Source organism: Escherichia sp. Lx600-2, from assembly GCF_036662595.1.
In the GTDB taxonomy this organism is placed as follows: domain Bacteria; phylum Pseudomonadota; class Gammaproteobacteria; order Enterobacterales; family Enterobacteriaceae; genus Escherichia; species Escherichia coli.
Genome location: NZ_JAYQWM010000075.1, coordinates 1 through 17,286, shown reverse-complemented (window position 1 = coordinate 17,286; position 17,286 = coordinate 1). Strand labels below are relative to the sequence as shown.

The window sequence follows — 17,286 nt, the reverse complement described above, 5'->3', positions numbered from 1 at the left end:
TCGGAAGAACCAATGGTGTTGGTGCCAACGGCCTGACCATTTTTCGGCGCAGGCGCATGCCACAGATCGGCAACCATATTTACGCAACGCAGGTCGATGGCTGCAGATTGCGGATATTCTTCTTTGTCGATCCAGTTTTTGTTAATGGATAAATCCATCAACTTGTGGACATTTTCGTCGTCCCAGGTCTGGCAGAAAGTGGCCAGGTTCTGACGAGCGTTGCCATCAAGATATAATTCGTCATTGATAATCTGAAATGCGACATCGTCGCGCATTTCGTGCAGCGGAAAACGTTTTGATTCTGCGATAGTGGAAATAGACTTCGCACCAAAACGTGAATCGAGTAGTTCCGACCTTAAATCCGTTACTTGCTTCTTATCCATTTTAAACTCCTTAAAATGATTGGATCGCATTAAAAAAGTAGGATTTATCGATAAAGTAAGCAAGTGCAAAGGACTCGTGTTTAAATAACAAAATCCTAATGTTATTTATCGTGAGATATTGTTGGAATAATATTTTTTCATTAAAAAAACAATGCAATAGAGAGCTCTTGGGTGGTGGCAAGGTGTTCTATGTTGTTATTTTTATGCGCTTTCTGTGCCTCCTAAATTATCACGTAAAAATCAGACCTTAAAATATCACTATTAGTACTTGGTTATTATTTTGAACGCATTTATAAAATTATTACATAAAAATAGCGAATATTGCTAAAATCCCCGCCAACGATGTGTTGACGGGGCTGTTATTATTTAGGTAATAATACTCCGGTATAAGTATTTACCGGATGAGAAAGATATTGTTTAACGGCAGTGTTAACATTCTCTACCGTCATTTGTTTCAACAATTGCTCCTGCTCAGTCCATGCTGCAGGATCGTCATATTGAATAAGACTATTTACAATGGTGTTCGCTAATTGTTGAACGCTACGCTGTTGGATATCGAGGCTGCGCTGAACGTTTTGCTGGTATTCATTCAGTTCTTGCTCACTGATCCCTTTAGCCAGACGCTTAACCATCACTTCATTCGCTAACGTTAACAGTTCATCATGTCGTTCTGGTTGACAAGTAAAAGCCAGCAAATGACTGATATCTTTGGCCTGAGGATCAACCGAGAGGCGAGAAGAAACGCTGTATGCTCCAGATGCCTGTTCACGAATATTAACGCGTAGATCTTTTGCCAGTGCGACGTTAAAAGCATCGAGCGCCATACGCGTCGCCAGATTAACAGGTGTCCGGGAATCATAACGCCTCCACTGTGAAACCTGTGCTACAGGTTCATTTTGTTCCTTTACAGTAACCGATGCGTTGTCCGTCGCGCGAGTTAATGGTTTACCTGCGGCTAATGGCGAATCAGAGTGTTTGATTGATCCTAAGTAACGCGTAATTAACGCCACGAGTTTGTCTTCTGCGACATTACCGACAATGACAAACGTGATATCCGCTGGAGATGAAAACAACTGGCGATCGGCAGCCAGCGCATCTGCGGCAGTAAACTGTGCAATCTGATTTTCTTGCAGTAATTTCGTGCGGTCATCAGCATAGCGCGTCTCATACATCTGCTGGGCGAATTTCTCCGCTGGACGCTGGTCGAGCGTTTTCAACGCCTGAATTTGAGCATTTTGTAGCGATGCCCAAATATTGTCGTTAATCGTGCTGTGGGTGATTCGCTGGTTAATCAAGTGAAAACCAGGTTCAGGGTTATTAGTCCGCGCGCTAACGGAGAGCAACGTATTCATGCCACTGACTTTACTGCTCATGGTTACCGAGTTTTCCGCACTCCAGCGTTTCAGGCTGGAAGAGGAGAGTTCGCCAACGCCGCTTCCGCTAACTGCTTTATTTGCCAGCGCGATAAGTGATTTTTGCTGCGCAGGGAAACTTAAATCGCCTTTATTCGATACGGCAATAATTTGTAGCTTTTGCTCTTCACCCGCGGATTTTGCCAGAATAACCTTGGCACCATTGGAAAGTGTTAATGATGTCAGATTCTCAGCCAGCGTTTCTTTGCTGCTAATTTCCGCCTGTGGGTCAGCGTCTACTGTTAACGATAAATTTCTGCCTGGGAAGATGTAAGCCGCCAGCTTTTTGTTAGCGTACTCTTTTTCCAGCGCCAGGATAGCCGCAGGAGACAATGCTTTTTTTGCGGCAAGCTCATTGTTTACCATTTGCTCCCAAAATGCGTCCTGGTTCTTTCTTAACTGCTGCCATTTTTCCGCCAGACTTTGCACGGTAATTTGCTGCCACAGACGTTTCGAAAGTTGATATGTCTCTTCCGGCGACAAGAACGGCGTATTATTTAATGAGCTGGATGCCAGGCGACTGGTCAGCATACGTAAATCACGCTCAGCTTGCTGATCAACCGCATTTTTCAGCCTGGTGAGGCGGGTAGATTTGACATCATCGAGTTCTTCAGCAGAAAAACCATGCTGATCAATGGTTGCCAACTCTGCCATTAATGCATTCGCAGCATCCTGCATATTATCGCCTCGTGCATTTACACGGAAAAACAGCGACTGATAATCGGGTGCAATTTTAACGCTGCGCGCAGTGCCGCCAGAAATAGTCTTCAACTCACCCGACTGTATACGTTCCTGCAGACGTTGATTGAACAGCTGAACTAACATGCTCCATTCAGCTTGTTCGATAAAGCTTTGCTCATCGTTCACTTGTACCATTGGCAGGCGATAATAGAGTGCGATGCCGTTCACCCGGTTTTCTTTATCATTAATGATATTAAAGCGCAGGTGGTTTTCGGCTTTTGTCGGCCAGACGCGATTTTCAGCTGCTTTGTTAGCCGGAAGCTTACTTAAATTATCCTTTATCAGCGCCAGCGCTTCTTTACTGTCGATATCGCCGACCACGATAAAGGTCATATTATTTGGTTGATACCAGCGTTGATAAAATTGGCGCAATTGTGCCGGTGTGACCGTGGCGACAGTATCCATCAGGCCGATAGGTTCACGGTCTAAATTACGGGTATTTGCCAGCAGGAAAGGGCGGCGCGCCTGAGAGGTGCGCCATTTCGTATCCTGATGGGCACGCCATTCCTCAGTAATTACGCCGCGTTCAGCGTCTACTTCGAGTTTTTCAAAGGTTGCGGCATTACTCCATTCACTGAAGATTGCCATCACTTGTTGCAGATTTTGTTTCTGCGTAGTTGGCAAACTCACCTGATACACCGTTTCGTCATAGCTGGTATAGGCATTAACATCGCGACCAAAACGCAGGCCCATTGACTCAAATGTTTCGATGACTTTATTACCCGGCCATGTTTTTGTGCCGTTAAACATCATATGTTCTACAAAATGAGCCACGCCGCGCTCATTGTCTTCTTCCTGCAATGAACCGGTATGAATTTGCAGCCATAAGTTTACCTGATCCTTTGGATGAGCATGCGGATAAATCATATATCGCAAGCCATTGTCCAGTTGCCCGGTAATTAACTTTTCATCCTGCGGTAAGGCGGCGGCAATCAGCCGCCCGGGGAGCAACAGAGTTGCCACTAACGTCAGTAAGAAACAGAGGTTTCTCATAATTATCTCCATGCGAAAACCGGGCGAATTTACCCGGTTAAGTAAAATCCGAACTATTAAAATTTCATGCTGACATCAAGCCAGAAAGTACGGCCACTGGCGTAGGTCGCCACACCGGTATTCGTTGTATCAACCGCGGTTTTGCTATCCAGTACATTGAGAATATCGGCACTGATCGTCAGGTTTTGTTGTTTCAGAAATTGTGGCGTCCAGGACAAGCGGGTGTCCCAGGTCAGGCTGCTATCCAGTTTTTCGTCAACATACTGCTTGTAATCTGAATATTCGCTGATGTGTTGCGCATTCGTCTTACCCAGGATAATGCGAGCTTTACGCGCTTCTTGCCAGGCCAGCGTATTCGCCCACACCAACCCGCTCGGTTGATGCGTGAAATCCATGTTTAAGGAGATCTTTAATGGGTTATTAAAATCCGCCACTGGAACGCTATCGTAAGAAACCAGATTGCCGTTATAAACCACCTGGTTATCACCGGTATTGCTCTCCTCATAACCATTGTTTAACGACAAGTTACCCTTGCTCTTGATATAGCTAAAGACAATTTGCGGGTTAATATCTACCTGGCGGATATGCAGGGGTTCGGCCAGTTCAAAACTGAGGTTGAACGAATGCGTTTTGGTTTTGCCGTCGTTGTTATATTCAGTAATGGTGGTTTTAGTCGCGCTGTCGGTACGACTGCTTTTGCTGATTTGATCATGCGCTTCACGGTAAACATAGTTTGCGCGCGCAATAACGTTCTTACCGATTTTTTGCTGCAATCCCATTGCCAGTTCATCGTTATAAGGCGTTTTCAAATCCTGATAACGCGTCAGGGTTTTATTACCTGATACCGATTCCGTCCAGCTATTGCGGATATCACGTAATCCCATATCAAGAATATTCCCGCCATAGTAACGGTTATAACCTGCTGTAATCATTGAGGTTTGATCAGCAAAAATATCCCATTCCGTCATAAAGCGCGGGGAGATATTGTGGTTTGACAGATAGTTGTCATAGTCATACCGCACGCCGGGCATTAATGACACATTACGCCAGCTAATGCGATCCGCCATATACAGTGTGTAGTTGTCAATTCCCAGGCTGCCTTTACCTTTATGGTAAATGGTATGGTTAGTTTTCTTTCCGGCAGCATTAATCACATAGGATTCAGACTGGTTATGGCGTTCAGTCCACGCATCGGAATAGATGTATTCCGCGCCGAAGTAGGGTTGATGCGAAACATTACCCACGGCGAATTTTTGCCAGTCCAGGCGTGTTTTGAAGGTGTAATTATCTACAGCCTGGGAAATGTGTCCTAATCCGCCACGGGTGCAACGCCCTGTAATATCACCATATGTACATGAAAGTTCGGTGTACCAGATGTCATGATCGTGACGGGTATAATCACTAATATGATCCCAACCAACGGTGGTACGTAGTTTGGCCCATGCGAGCTGCGTATCCATATCCCATGCCAGACCATAGGATTTATTACCCATTTCGCGATCAGACTGCGGGAAGGTGCTGGTATTATAATCACGGCTGGAGCCGGTATATTTTAAGGTTAAATCGTGGGTAAAGCGGTCGCTGGCAAACCAGGTAAATTTGCTCAATGCAGTATCGATAACGTTTTTATACTGTGCCCGACCGGCGACAATGCCGTCATTCGAAACATAATCCGCGCGGGTGATATCTGACTGGCGGCGCGATAAACCGGCGGTAACGCCAAAGTTATCAGCGAGTTCCTGATTAAACGACAAGGTATAAAAGTTCTTTTTAAAATCTGGGGAGTAATAAGTACTTCCTGAAGAGCCTTGATTAAATGCGCTCTTGTTATTCTCATCGATATGCGATGTTAACCAGTCCGAACGCGTAGTGCGATAACCCAGTTTCACGCTGCTATCATCAGCGTTGAAGCGTTTGATCTTTGCATCAATTACCCCGCCATTGAAGCGACCGAATTCAACCGGCACAAAACTGTCATAAAGCGTCACATTGTCCAGTAAGCTGACATCAAGATAATACCCCTGTGACATCCCGCTAATATTGGTTGCACTACTGGCATCGGACTCATTCGCTGGGTTCAGGTTATTAGTGGCACTAATACCGTCAATCAAATAGGCATTCTGATAGGGCGACGCACCGTGAATAGAGATTTTCTCCGGGCGAATATCTCCCTGGTTCAACGAGGTACTTTGCGTTGAATCCATGCGTACCGCAGGGTTGGTTCTCAGCAGATCGCTGATATTGCCATTCCCGGTCGGTAAACGCTCGATGCTTTCACTGGTGTAATGCATGTTGCCGTTTACGGGTACAGGGACAGGAGCATAGACCGTCATCTCTTCAAAAACATGCATGTACATGTTTTTGTCATCGACGGCCTGCGCCACATCAGCGCCACATAAAATGACGCCAGGAATAAGAACTCGCTTCATTTATTTATATCTCCGTACAGCAGGGCTTTTATTGTTTTTATAAAACCGCGCTAATGTCACAAATATCATCTGCCAGGTTCCAGACACCGGGTTGATGTGTAACCATAATGACGCCGCTTGTGGGTAGTTTTTCACGCACTAAACGCAGTAAGCGGATAGCCTCTTGTTCCTCAAGATGAGAGGTAGTTTCGTCAAGAAATATCCATTTCGGACGTCGTAAAATTAATCGTGCCAGGGCTATACGTTGTTTTTCGCCGCTGGAAAGAATATCTCCCCAGCGATCGTGGTCATGAATACGCGCAGCCAATTTCCCCAGACCAACCTGATGCAGTACTTCGCTCAAGGATTTATCGTCTACGGGCAGGGGAAGTGCTTTACAAATAATCTCTTTCAGTAAGCCGGTTTTGATTAACGGTGTTTGTGACACATACCAACTGTCAGCAGGAGAAGAAATATCACCTTTAAACCACGGCCAGCAGTGGGATAATGTTTTAAGCAGTGTGGTTTTTCCCGCACCAGAGTAGCCTTTCAGTAATAGCCATTTGCCTGGCGAAACATGAAAGTTCAAGTTCTCTAATATGATCTTATTATCAGGCGTACGAATACTCGCATCAGCCACTTGTACCGCATGTTGGCAATTTTTAGGCTTATTCGTAGGGCGATGTTCGGTGAGTTGATGGAACTCATACAAGCGATCGATAACCGCAGCCAGTTCAGCAAGTTCGTCATATTTATAAATAAACCAGCTTAAATTGTTCGATACCAGCATAAAGGCCTGGCGCGATTTCATCAGTCCGCCCAGATTGATCTGTCCGCTAATAAACTGTGGCAATAACAGTAAGTAGGGAAGAACGCTAAGCGAGCGCGAATAAATATTCTGCCAGTAATCAAGCCACCGCTGACGATTCATTAAACGATGCCAGTTCTCTTTAATGGTATGAAAATTGTCGCTCAACTCCTGGCGTTGTAGAGACTCAGCATTGCTTAGCGCAATCAGTTCTGCCTGTTTATTATGCTGCACAAGATTAGTTCGAAATGTCGCTTCGCTACGTTGTTTTTCCACATTAAGCGGACGAATACGTTTACCCACCTTATGGGTAAATAAAGTTCCACCGATCACAATGAGCACGACGGTATAGACCATATACCCCTGGATATTCCATTCTGTTCCACCAACAGTGAATGAGAGCGTACCCGCGCTTTGCCAAAGAATAACGGTAAAGGTGATCAGCATGCTAAGTGACTGGATGAAGCCAAATGAAAGACTGAGCGTTTTGCTGATCAGTAAGAGAATGTCTTCAGCGATACGTTGGTCAGGGTTATCTGTATTTTTATGCTCGCCGTAGATCTGCGTGAAGTAGTAGTTTTTATCTGCAAACCACCGATTAAGGTAGTAATCTGTTAACCATTCGCGCCAGCGAATAGTCAGCAGTTTAATTAACCATGTTTTGTTTACTGATATTAATACAAAGATCCCCAGCAGGGCAGGGAACCAAAGGACAAGCTGCCAAAGCTTATCGGTTTCTTTCTGGCTTAGCGCATTGAAAAAATCATTATTCCAGTCGTTTAACCAGACCTGAATTTTAACCACGCCAAGGATCATGGCGAGGATAATAATGATTAACAACACTGAAGTTTTATTATTCTTACGCAGCCAAAAGGGCTTCAGCAGACAGAGATACTTTGCTATCAACATACAAAACGTAATGGGAATGGTTATCATTAGCGAAAATTGATTGTGCCATCCAATGATTATCTATGGCAATGATTTACTGATGAAATTTATTTAAGTATCATTTAACAATATGAAATATATAGAAATATTTAATTTTCAGTGGTTATGGTTATGCTATTGATAATCAAGGGTATTGCTAATGCCCTGACGCATACCACGTATGCCAGGATTTTCGCAAGGGAAGATGATATGACGAAACACCCAACAGGAATTTATGTCGGGTGTCTTGTTAAGGCCATAAGAAGGAGGCTAAGACTGGAGCAAAGAGGGAGCGTTATTAATTATTCTCCATTTGTTTTGCAACATCCATAATGTGGTAAAGCGGTACTCTGTTCTTAGCTAACTCCACCATGGCGTTCATATAAGGTACCATGGTTGAAAAAAGGATTTTATAACCTTCGCAAAAATAAGAAACAGTCTCATTGTTTACTTTAGTAATACGATGCTTAGGACAACCGCCATTGCAGATAGGTTTATATACACATTTCAGACATTTCGCTGAAATCCGTTTTTTTTGCGCTGTCAGTTGTACACTGTTCGTCGTTTTGAGTTCAGATTTATTAATGTTTCCAATTTTGTACTGTGGATAGACAAAATGGTCGCATTCGTAAATGTCTCCATTACTTTCAACAACCAGATTATCCTTGCAGGACTCCTGGAAAATACAACTGGTATGCCCATTCCCCAAAAAACGGCTGACAAAGCTTTCAAACTGACGGATGAAAATTTCACCCACATCGTTTTTAACCCATTGCATAAAAATGGTTGACATAAACTTGCCATAAGCCGTGGGAGGCACAGAAAAATCAATGATGCGGAATGTGTTCTCACTATGACCACTGAAATCAATATTCGGCGTCCCGGTTTCGAGCAATTCGATAAATTGCATATGTTTACTGCCGATAGATTTTAAAAAATGATAAACCTCAAGAGGGTAATGGACATTAACGTTATTAATGACGGTTAACGTATTAAACTCTACTTGATATGATTTCAGACGCTCGATGGCTGCTATCACTTTTGCAAAAGTACCGTTACCTGAATTACTGCGTCTGTAACGGTCATGTAGCTCCTGGGGTCCATCGATCGAGATACCAACCAGAAACTCATGTTCTTTGAGAAAGGTACACCATTCATTATTCAATAAAATGCCATTCGTTTGTAATGCATTAAAAATACGTTTTTGGCCTGCATAGCGTTGTTGATAGTGAATAACTTTACGGAAAAAATCCAGGCCAGCCAGAGTGGGTTCACCGCCTTGCCAGGTAAAATAGACCTGATTGCCAGACGCTGCGATATATTGTTTGATGAACTCTTTCAGAGTGCTGTCATCCATCCATTTTTCATGAGTAAACTGCGACTCTTTTTCAAGGTAAAAACAGTAATCACATTTGAGATTACATTGAAAACTGTAGGGCTTGGCTGTAACGTGCATCGCTATCTCGCTCAATAAGGCGGCGGAAAAATCCGCCGCATGAAGGTTTAGTTATTTCGCTTCGCTTAGTGCTTTCTTGATATTGTTAAACTTCTCCTGATTTACCTCGCTAAGCGGTGGCTGGCTGCTGTCGATAAACTCTCTTACCACGCCTTGCATCTCTTTAACGACCTGCGGATTGGCGGCGGCAAGGTTATCTTTTTGCTGTAGATCCGTCAGTTTGTAGAGACCTAACTGATTGTTTTCTACTGTATAGACAAGCGAATAATCGTTATTTCTCACCGTATAAGAGAATTGGCTTAAGTCCTCAGTGTTGGGGTTATGCGGGTAATCGTCTGACTGATGACGGACAAATTTGTGGTAATTATCCCAGAATGGAATATTTTCCTCATCAAACCAGTGAGAATAAGAGGTTATCCAGGTCAGATTTTTATGTGGCTCGCCTTGTTTCTTATCTTGCAACCAGGGCAGCAAGGAAACGCCATCCAGCTTAAGGTCTTTTGGAATGCTGATATCGGCTGCATCAAGAGCTGTCGGGTAGAAATCCATTGCGGAAATCAGCTTGTCATAATTACCGGGTTGAAGTTTTCCTTTCCACCACATAAACATTGGGGTGTGAGTACCGCCAGGATAGGTCTGACTCTTATAGCCTTTTTGCGCCCCGTTCAGCGGCAGAGGGCCATCGATAACCGCACCATTATCGGAGGTAAAGAGAATAATTGTATTGTCATACTGTCCGTTTTTCTTCAGTTGTTCGAGAATGCGTTTTACACCCTGATCAACAGAATAAACGGAAGCGTAGTAGTTATCTGCTGTTTGACTACCGGTATTAAATTGCTTCTGATATTGCTCCGGTGCAGGATTATCATTTGGCAGGTGCGGAGCATTATAAGCCAGGTAAAGCATAAAAGGCTGGTCAAGTGTTTTGGCACGATCAACAACGCCAATTGCCTCATCGGTTAACTGATCGCTGATATAACCTTTTGCGGGGACACGTTCACGATTTTTGAACAGTGAAGGGGAGTTGTAATATGCCGTTCCTGCAGCGTGGAATCCCATAAAGTAATCAAAGCCACGGTTTTGCGGTTGCCATTCTTCCGCAGAAAATGTGGTGAAGTTGTCATGATAGTCACGTGTTTGTTTATCTTCCGGTACCGGCACATTACTGATTTTTGACAAGTGCCATTTACCTACTGCTGCAGTGTAATAACCATGATTCTGGAATAATTCAGGCAAGAAAGTTTCTGTGAGCGGAATACCATCCTGAGCATCGGTATTGGAATAGACACCAAAGCGGGCGGGAGCTCGACCGGTCATTATTGCGGCGCGGGAGGGGCCGGAAACACCGTGTGCCACATAGCCGTTAGTAAAACGTACGCCTTCATCCATTAATGAAAGGAGCGTCGGCGTTGATTTTTGTGCAGCTTCAATGGCTTTATCTATCCCTATTTTGTAGGTATCGACAACTTCACGATTTTCCATTGTTTTTGGGTCAAAAGATCCCTTATCAAAAGGAAGTTGTCCATAACCAAGATCATCCATGGTCAGTACGATAATATTTGGCTTTCCTTTGGTACTGTATTCAGTCGGCGTAAAGTCTGAGAAAGCAACGTTTGTTTTGGTTGCTTTCAGCTTTACATCATCTGCCGCATGAGCAGCAAATGCAGCCATACCAGATGCCAGTATCAAAGATATCGAGGTACTTACGACACTTTTCTTTAATGCAGACTTCATAAATGTTCCTCTTCTTATTGTACTTAATTCCGAAGTAATTTTACGAAGAGAAATAAGTGGATGTAAGTGAAGTTAGTCACATAAAGAGATAGCAGATTTAGCTAAAAAAAGGGAAATAACAGTCCATAAAGCGTTGACATTACTTTCTGTTCTACTAAGTAATTTCTCGCCGATAAACAACTAATCTATTGATATTTAATAAATTATTGTATTTTACTGACAAAATGCCGAATTGAGATCATAAATAATCATGCAATAGGTTATGCAAATGCATAAATATGTGATGAATGTCACTTATTTATTTCAATAAATATATCGCCTAAAAACAACGCGGGGCAAGGAATGGCTGCCCCATTTAATTCTTACGTAGCGTGTGTGGTTGACTACCCGTTAGCAAATAATCAAATAGCTAAAGCACTCATCGTGTTGTCCGTGTTCATACCGGTGTGCCTTTGACAACGGTACTCCTTAGAAACTCTCTTCGGACTGTTGCCGAAATGTTTGCGGAACGCATAAATAAAATAAGATGTACTGGCATAACCACATTGTTCGGCAATTTTATTGACTGAACCTTCTACGCGTATCAAATTTTTTGCGTGCTGCATTCTGGCATCTAAAAGAATCTGTGAGAATGTCGTTTGCTCTTGCTTAAGTTTTTTCTTCAACAGGCTTTCACTGATGTACAGGCAGTCACAAATATCTTTCAGCTTCCATGGGTGCGCCAGCTTCATGTTGACAATATTTCTCACTTTCCCGGAAACGGATAGCACACCGTTAGTTAATAGTGTAATGAAACCTTTGCATGCGGCAAAAATAGACAGGCAAGAAAAAAGCAAAAGTTCTGAAAAATTATGATGATTGCGTTCTTCCGAGTTGAGATAAGCAATCATTTCATTAAGCAATCCAGTCGGTACATTAGAAGCACGTAAAAACTTCGCAGGAACAGGCACCGTCACTGTCTGGATGTTAGTGCATTGTAGATATTTTTTAATGGTATTTTCATTAAATCCGATTTCTTTAAAATGCCGCTCATAAGGTTCAAAATGCGTACGAACAGCGTTATCTACCATCAGGATCTCGCCGTCAGAGAAGGCGTAATCTTTATCTAAAATGTTAGCGTTGAAGGCATGATGAATAAATATAACAGAACAAACGAGCGACATTTTATCTCCTTAAAACAATAAAGTTTTTATCGATACTTTTTTAACATTTCATATTTATAATTTGCTGTTTATTTTCAGTCTTGCAAACTATTGATAATGAAATGTGTAAGATCTCTTGCAATGCGACCCATTTCTGAAATGCCCAGCTGATCAATTGCCGAAAAAATGGCTATCAACGTAAGGGTCAGTAATAAGACAACCACAATTACAAACATGATTTCTTTATAGTTGTCTCTTTGCGTGATTTTGTTTTTCACTGTGGTCGAATGCATTTCAAATATGTTTATTTAGCGGATAACGTTAAAAATCGTTAATCAGTATGCTTAATATAACAGGCTGGAGAAAAGAGGAAATAGGACTGGTGCTTCAGTACTGAGCGGAGTTTCTTACAGCTGTAGGCAGAAGTTTATATCTTATAGTATGTAGTTTAATTTAATCCATGTGAGCAAATTGCGCGATAATAGTCAATGAGGAATTCTTCTGCTGTGCGGATGACAGCAGAAGAAATGAGAAGAGGCATTAATTTGATGGTTCTAATTCAACCGGAATACTTTTATAGCCAGGAATGCCACTTAATGGATCGTGGTTATCAAGTGTTAGCATGTGATTCGATTCTGGAAAATAGGTCACCAGTGAGCGGTCAGCCATAGGGTAAATGACCACTTTTAATCTATCCATGCGGCGTGAGCTGCGCTTACCGTCTGGCGTAAGCGCAATAAGATTAACTCTTTCGCCGTTTTTTACACGGCAAATTTTAGCTTGTTTAGCACTCATAAAGACCACATCTCGTTGACCGAATACCCCTCGATAACGATCATCCATACCATAAATCGTCGTGTTGTACTGATCGTGACTGCGTACTGTCGCCATGACCAGCTTACTGTTAAACGCTGAAGAGGGATCTTCTAACAGCCCTTTGCTGGTAATGAAATTAGCCTTACCTGACGGCGTCATCCAGCGCCTTTCAGCAGCTGCATTTATCAGGTGAAAACCTCCAGGATGTCGGATGCGCTGGTTATAATCGGCGAACTCTGGCAGCACAGCTTCAATGTCATTGCGAATGCGATCATAATCTTCCACCAGATACTCCCAGGCTACCACGCTCTGGGGTAGTGCTGCCTGCGCGATTCCCGCGACCACTGCACACTCTGATTTCAGCATTACATCGGCGGGTTTTAACACGCCACGCGAGGCATGAATCATCGACATTGAATCCTCAACGGTTACCGCCTGCGCACCGCTTTTTTGCATGTCAATCTCGCTACGTCCCAGAACCGGCAGAATATAGCTATGCCGTGCGGTCAGCAGATGAGAGCGGTTAAGCTTAGTGGCTACGTGTACCGCCAGATCTAATTGCGTTAACGGTACAGCGCTCGCTTCCCGATCTGGCATTGCCAGTGCAAAGTTGCCCCCCATGCAGATCAATGCTCGAGCCTGCCCTGAACATATTGCTTGCATGCTGGCAATTGCAGCATGTCCAGGTGCTTGAGGTGGTGTGAAGCCATAGCGCTCACCCAGGCGAGCCAGAAACTCTGCAGACGGTTTCTCGGTGATACCGACGGTTCGGTCGCCCTGTACATTAGAGTGGCCACGTAGTGGGCAGATACCCGCACCAGGCTTGCCAATGTTACCTTTCATCAACAGCAGATTGACCAGTTGCTGTACATTCTGGGTACCATGTTCGTGCTGAGTGATCCCCATTCCGTAACAGATAATGGTGCGTTCGGCAGCGGCATATGCATCAGCCAGTTCGGCGATTTGTGTCTGACTTAGTCCAGAAATACGTTCGATATCTTTCCACTCGGAATTGAGAACGTCACGGCGTAGCTCGTCAAAGCCGACGGTATGCGTTTGAATAAATTCGTCATCCAGCAATGAGGGCCGACCTGCGGCACTTGCAGCATCATCGCGCTCAATTAACAGGCGCATCATCCCCTTGAGCAACGCCATATCGCCACCAATGCGCACGTTGTAGTAGGCACTGGCCAACTGAGTCTCAGAGTTCGTCAGCATTTCAAACGGGTTTTGCGGTGCGGTAAATCGCTCCAGGCCACGTTCCTGTAGAGGATTGATGGCGATCATTTTCGCTCCCCGTTTCACTAAAGCGCGCAACGAAGTCAGCATGCGAGGGTGGTTTGTACCAGGGTTATGCCCAATGCAAATGACTAAATCGCACTTCTCAAAGTCTTCCAGCAACACGGTCCCTTTACCTACACCGATACTCGCTGCCAAACCCACGCTTGTCGGTTCATGGCACATGTTGGAGCAGTCGGGAAAGTTATTGCTCCCGTATTCACGGGCAAAAAGCTGATAAAGAAAGGCAGCTTCATTGGAAGTGCGGCCCGAAGTATAGAATTCAACCTGATTGGGATCACTATAGCTTTGAAGGCGTGCGCCAATTTCATTGAAAGCTTGTTGCCAGCTTAATGGCTTGTAACAGTCGCTGACGGCATCATATTTCAAAGGCTGAGTGAGTCGCCCCGCAGCCTCAAGCTCGTGGTCTCCCCAGGTAAGTAATGATTGAACCGTATTCTCAGCAAAGAAAGAGGCGTTTACCTGCTTATCCGTGACTTCCCAGGCGATTGCTTTTGCGCCGTTTTCACAAATGTCGAATGACGCACTGTGCTTAGGATCTGGCCATGCACAACCCGGACAGTCAAAGCCCTCTGGCTTATTCATGTCAAACATGGCAATAACATCCTGGCGTATATCCATCTGCCTACGTACTGCATTCGCTACGGATTTAACAGCACCCCAACCACCGGCAGCACCCTGGTAGGATTCAATTTTTTTCTTCATCTACTTATCCTGTGTGGAAATGAATTATTAGGATTTGTAATAGCGATGATGCACAGTACATACAAAGGGATTATCGCCAACATGGATATATAAGAGTAGGGGACTACTCTCTTTCTATTTTTAATCTATTATCGTTAAACCATAGATTAAATACGATAAGGTAAGCATCATCTCTCATAGTGTTTAAATTAACATATTTTTCAATATAAAAAATAAGACTCTGGCTTCAATTGTGCGCGGATTTTCTTACAGGTGTAGGATAATAGCTTTCACAAAATAATTATCCGCGCAATTTTCGTGAATGGAGCGCATAGACTAAGGTCAAAATCACAATTATTCATAGATAAAAGTGACACCAATGACTGACTGGACGGTTCCGGCTGAAACTTTGTTCCCTGTTTGTCCATAGGTTGCGCTTAAACCCAGAGGTACTTTGCTTTTATTTACTGTCCCCAGGGAGACATTTTCTCCCGTAGCCAGTATTTTTCCATTACGCATCAGAGAGACACCCACTCCCGATGCTTTTGTTGCATCTGGTGCTGTGTTAGCAAACACTTGTTTAGCACTGTCAGTGGTAGCACCCGAAAGATAAAATGAGAGCTTTTGTTCACTTGAGCAATATACGCCAAGGGGGATTTCTGCGCTTCCAGGAAAGTCCGGGAGATTCACGGTGACATTACGACTATCAACAGTGCAGCCGCCTGTTGGCATAACAACACTGTTATTTGAAATAATATTCCACGTAAAATTACGCGGATTTCCGCTTCCTAACGTGGCAATTTTATACATATGAATACGGGCAATAACTTCCCCGGCTTTTATGACAACTCCACCGGCCGCCCCGACTGGGGTAATATAGAGTTTTAACGGTAATGGCATCGGTGTCTTATCACCAATATCCAATACGTTGGTATTTGTCGTCAACGGGAAGGGGTAGGTCACATTATTCCAGTACAGCGATCCTTTATATGACTGTAGAGAGCCTGCGAAAGCTGAGCCTTGTACCAGGTTTATATGATCAGTGTCGTACCAGCCGCCGTAATCATTCCAGCAACTTATATGCTGAGACAAGTCTACAACCAGATTCTGGCCCGGCTGTATTACAGGGTCGAGATTAACATAAACAGAGGTTGTACCAGCTCCAATACTTGACCCGCCATCGACATTACAACTGAAGGCAAAAACTTTGCCTGCCATTAATAGAAGATAAATACCGAACAGGACCTTTATACTGATTGTTTTACCCATGATATATCCTAAGGTTAAAAAATTGATTTAAAAAGAAGGCTAAGAAAATCGAATCGATGTTATTGCCAGGTGTAGATCACATTGATTAGCGCCTCGATCGTTCCCTGGCTTGCGTTTCCATTCACCGTGATAGCTCTTGCCTTAAGTGGAAACTGTGCATTACGAGTGATCTCATCAACAATAACCGTTTTGCTATCGCCATTTTTTAACGTCGCATCCTGGTCATCCCTCAGCTCTATCTGAATATTTTCGGCAGTACCTTCATTTGTGTAATAACCCGTATTGTCAGTTGAACCTGTCACGATTGCCGTCACTGCACTTGTTTCAGCCGGACAATCGGTTAATGACAAAGTAATATTGTGCCAGCCAGATGCAGAACCAGGTTGTTGCAGATTGCGCGTATAAAGATCCCCGAGATTAACGTTAGCTTCTTTGGTTTGAATAGTGCAGGGTTTAGCGACTACCCGACCATTAACAGTGATAGTGACATCGGCGACCTGGAGAGTTGCTGTGAATAACGCGCAAAACGTAGCTAACAGGAACCTCTTGTGAAGTCTTTTCATATCTGACTCTGATTATTGAAATTCAAGGGTAAAGGTTGCCGAAGCCCTCACCAGTCCCGGATTGACGGACTTCTGAGTTGACTTCAGACGAGCGGAGTAAGGCAAAATATTGTTCTGTTCTGGTACCAGTGGGATCTATAATGTCTGAATACTGCCGTCTGCCTCTTTTATGGTTACTTGCAGATCACCACCATTGGCCGCAGAGTTGATATCATCAATAGTAAAAGGGCCGGGTGGAACAGTAGTCTGATAAACATCGTATCCGTTCTGTTTTACACTCACTTGTGCGGTGCCACGGGCAATACCATGAATCACCGGAGCGAAACCATGTTGGCTATCGGGCAACATCGCTTCTGTTGAATTTATTTTGAGGCCACGAAAGTTCACACTATCAAAAATATCGCCATCGGTATAACTATCACCTACCGTTAACCGTGAGCGTAAGGGAATAATGTCACGTTCAGCCGACGTATTGATATGCTGCCATTTATTGCTGTCAGATGAATTGCTACTCCCACTGTTATAACTCCACGTTGAGTTATCGCGTAGTCGCCAACTACCAATTAGACTGGCCCCGGCTTTGTTGAATAAATCGAACTTTTGCTGAGTTGAAGGATCAGATCACGCATCTTCCCGACAACGCAGACCGTT

Annotated in this window: 12 protein-coding genes and 2 pseudogenes; 1 reads left to right on the top strand and 13 read right to left on the bottom strand. The window is 43.9% G+C overall.

Annotated elements, in window-relative coordinates:
- The 4 genes from OQV04_RS19530 to OQV04_RS19515 form a co-directional block, all read right to left on the bottom strand.
- A partial coding sequence (locus OQV04_RS19530; protein WP_001501869.1) for a pyridoxal-dependent decarboxylase occupies positions 1-383 on the bottom strand: 383 nt, incomplete at its 3' end.
- 362 nt (positions 384-745) lie between these two features.
- Positions 746-3,529, bottom strand: coding sequence for a M16 family metallopeptidase (locus tag OQV04_RS19525; RefSeq protein ID WP_332642626.1), 2,784 nt, complete (start codon positions 3,527-3,529; stop codon positions 746-748).
- Positions 3,530-3,585: 56 nt separating this feature from the next.
- Positions 3,586-5,958, bottom strand: coding sequence for a TonB-dependent receptor plug domain-containing protein (locus OQV04_RS19520; RefSeq protein WP_332642624.1), 2,373 nt, complete (start codon positions 5,956-5,958; stop codon positions 3,586-3,588).
- Positions 5,959-5,995: 37 nt separating this feature from the next.
- Entirely contained in the window at positions 5,996-7,681 is a 1,686-nt protein-coding gene (locus OQV04_RS19515) for an ABC transporter ATP-binding protein/permease (protein WP_032281792.1), read from the bottom strand.
- A gap of 201 nt (positions 7,682-7,882) precedes the next feature.
- Here OQV04_RS19515 and OQV04_RS19510 point away from each other — a divergent pair, with 201 nt between their 5' ends.
- On the top strand, positions 7,883-8,005 hold the full coding sequence (locus OQV04_RS19510) for a hypothetical protein (protein WP_122986402.1): 123 nt from the start codon (positions 7,883-7,885) through the stop codon (positions 8,003-8,005).
- Here OQV04_RS19510 and OQV04_RS19505 read toward each other — a convergent pair.
- The 9 genes and pseudogenes from OQV04_RS19505 to OQV04_RS19465 all read right to left on the bottom strand — a co-directional run.
- A complete protein-coding gene (locus tag OQV04_RS19505) occupies positions 7,971-9,128 on the bottom strand; it encodes an anaerobic sulfatase maturase (protein ID WP_274446747.1) in 1,158 nt (385 codons plus the stop codon). The two genes, OQV04_RS19510 and OQV04_RS19505, sit on opposite strands and share 35 nt — an antisense overlap.
- A 51-nt stretch (positions 9,129-9,179) precedes the next feature.
- Positions 9,180-10,862 (bottom strand): sulfatase-like hydrolase/transferase, encoded by a 1,683-nt coding sequence (locus OQV04_RS19500; RefSeq protein ID WP_001303114.1) that lies wholly within the window; start codon positions 10,860-10,862, stop codon positions 9,180-9,182.
- 401 nt (positions 10,863-11,263) lie between these two features.
- Positions 11,264-12,025 (bottom strand): acid stress response transcriptional regulator YdeO, encoded by a 762-nt coding sequence (gene ydeO / locus OQV04_RS19495; RefSeq protein ID WP_000060474.1) that lies wholly within the window; start codon positions 12,023-12,025, stop codon positions 11,264-11,266.
- Positions 12,026-12,099: 74 nt separating this feature from the next.
- A complete protein-coding gene (safA, locus tag OQV04_RS19490; RefSeq protein WP_032281797.1) occupies positions 12,100-12,297 on the bottom strand; it encodes a two-component system connector SafA in 198 nt (65 codons plus the stop codon).
- A gap of 247 nt (positions 12,298-12,544) precedes the next feature.
- Positions 12,545-14,824, bottom strand: a complete 2,280-nt coding sequence (gene ydeP, locus OQV04_RS19485) for an acid resistance putative oxidoreductase YdeP (protein ID WP_332642618.1) — start codon at positions 14,822-14,824, stop codon at positions 12,545-12,547.
- A 333-nt stretch (positions 14,825-15,157) separates the two neighbouring features.
- On the bottom strand, positions 15,158-16,072 hold the full coding sequence (locus tag OQV04_RS19480; protein ID WP_045178363.1) for a fimbrial protein: 915 nt from the start codon (positions 16,070-16,072) through the stop codon (positions 15,158-15,160).
- 59 nt (positions 16,073-16,131) lie between these two features.
- On the bottom strand, positions 16,132-16,635 hold the full coding sequence (locus tag OQV04_RS19475) for a fimbrial protein (protein WP_032280873.1): 504 nt from the start codon (positions 16,633-16,635) through the stop codon (positions 16,132-16,134).
- 12 nt (positions 16,636-16,647) lie between these two features.
- Positions 16,648-16,770: pseudogene (locus OQV04_RS19470) on the bottom strand (type 1 fimbrial protein); the annotation flags it as partial.
- A gap of 9 nt (positions 16,771-16,779) precedes the next feature.
- A pseudogene (locus OQV04_RS19465) lies at positions 16,780-17,199 on the bottom strand (fimbria/pilus outer membrane usher protein); the annotation flags it as partial.
- Positions 17,200-17,286: the final 87 nt, after the last annotated feature.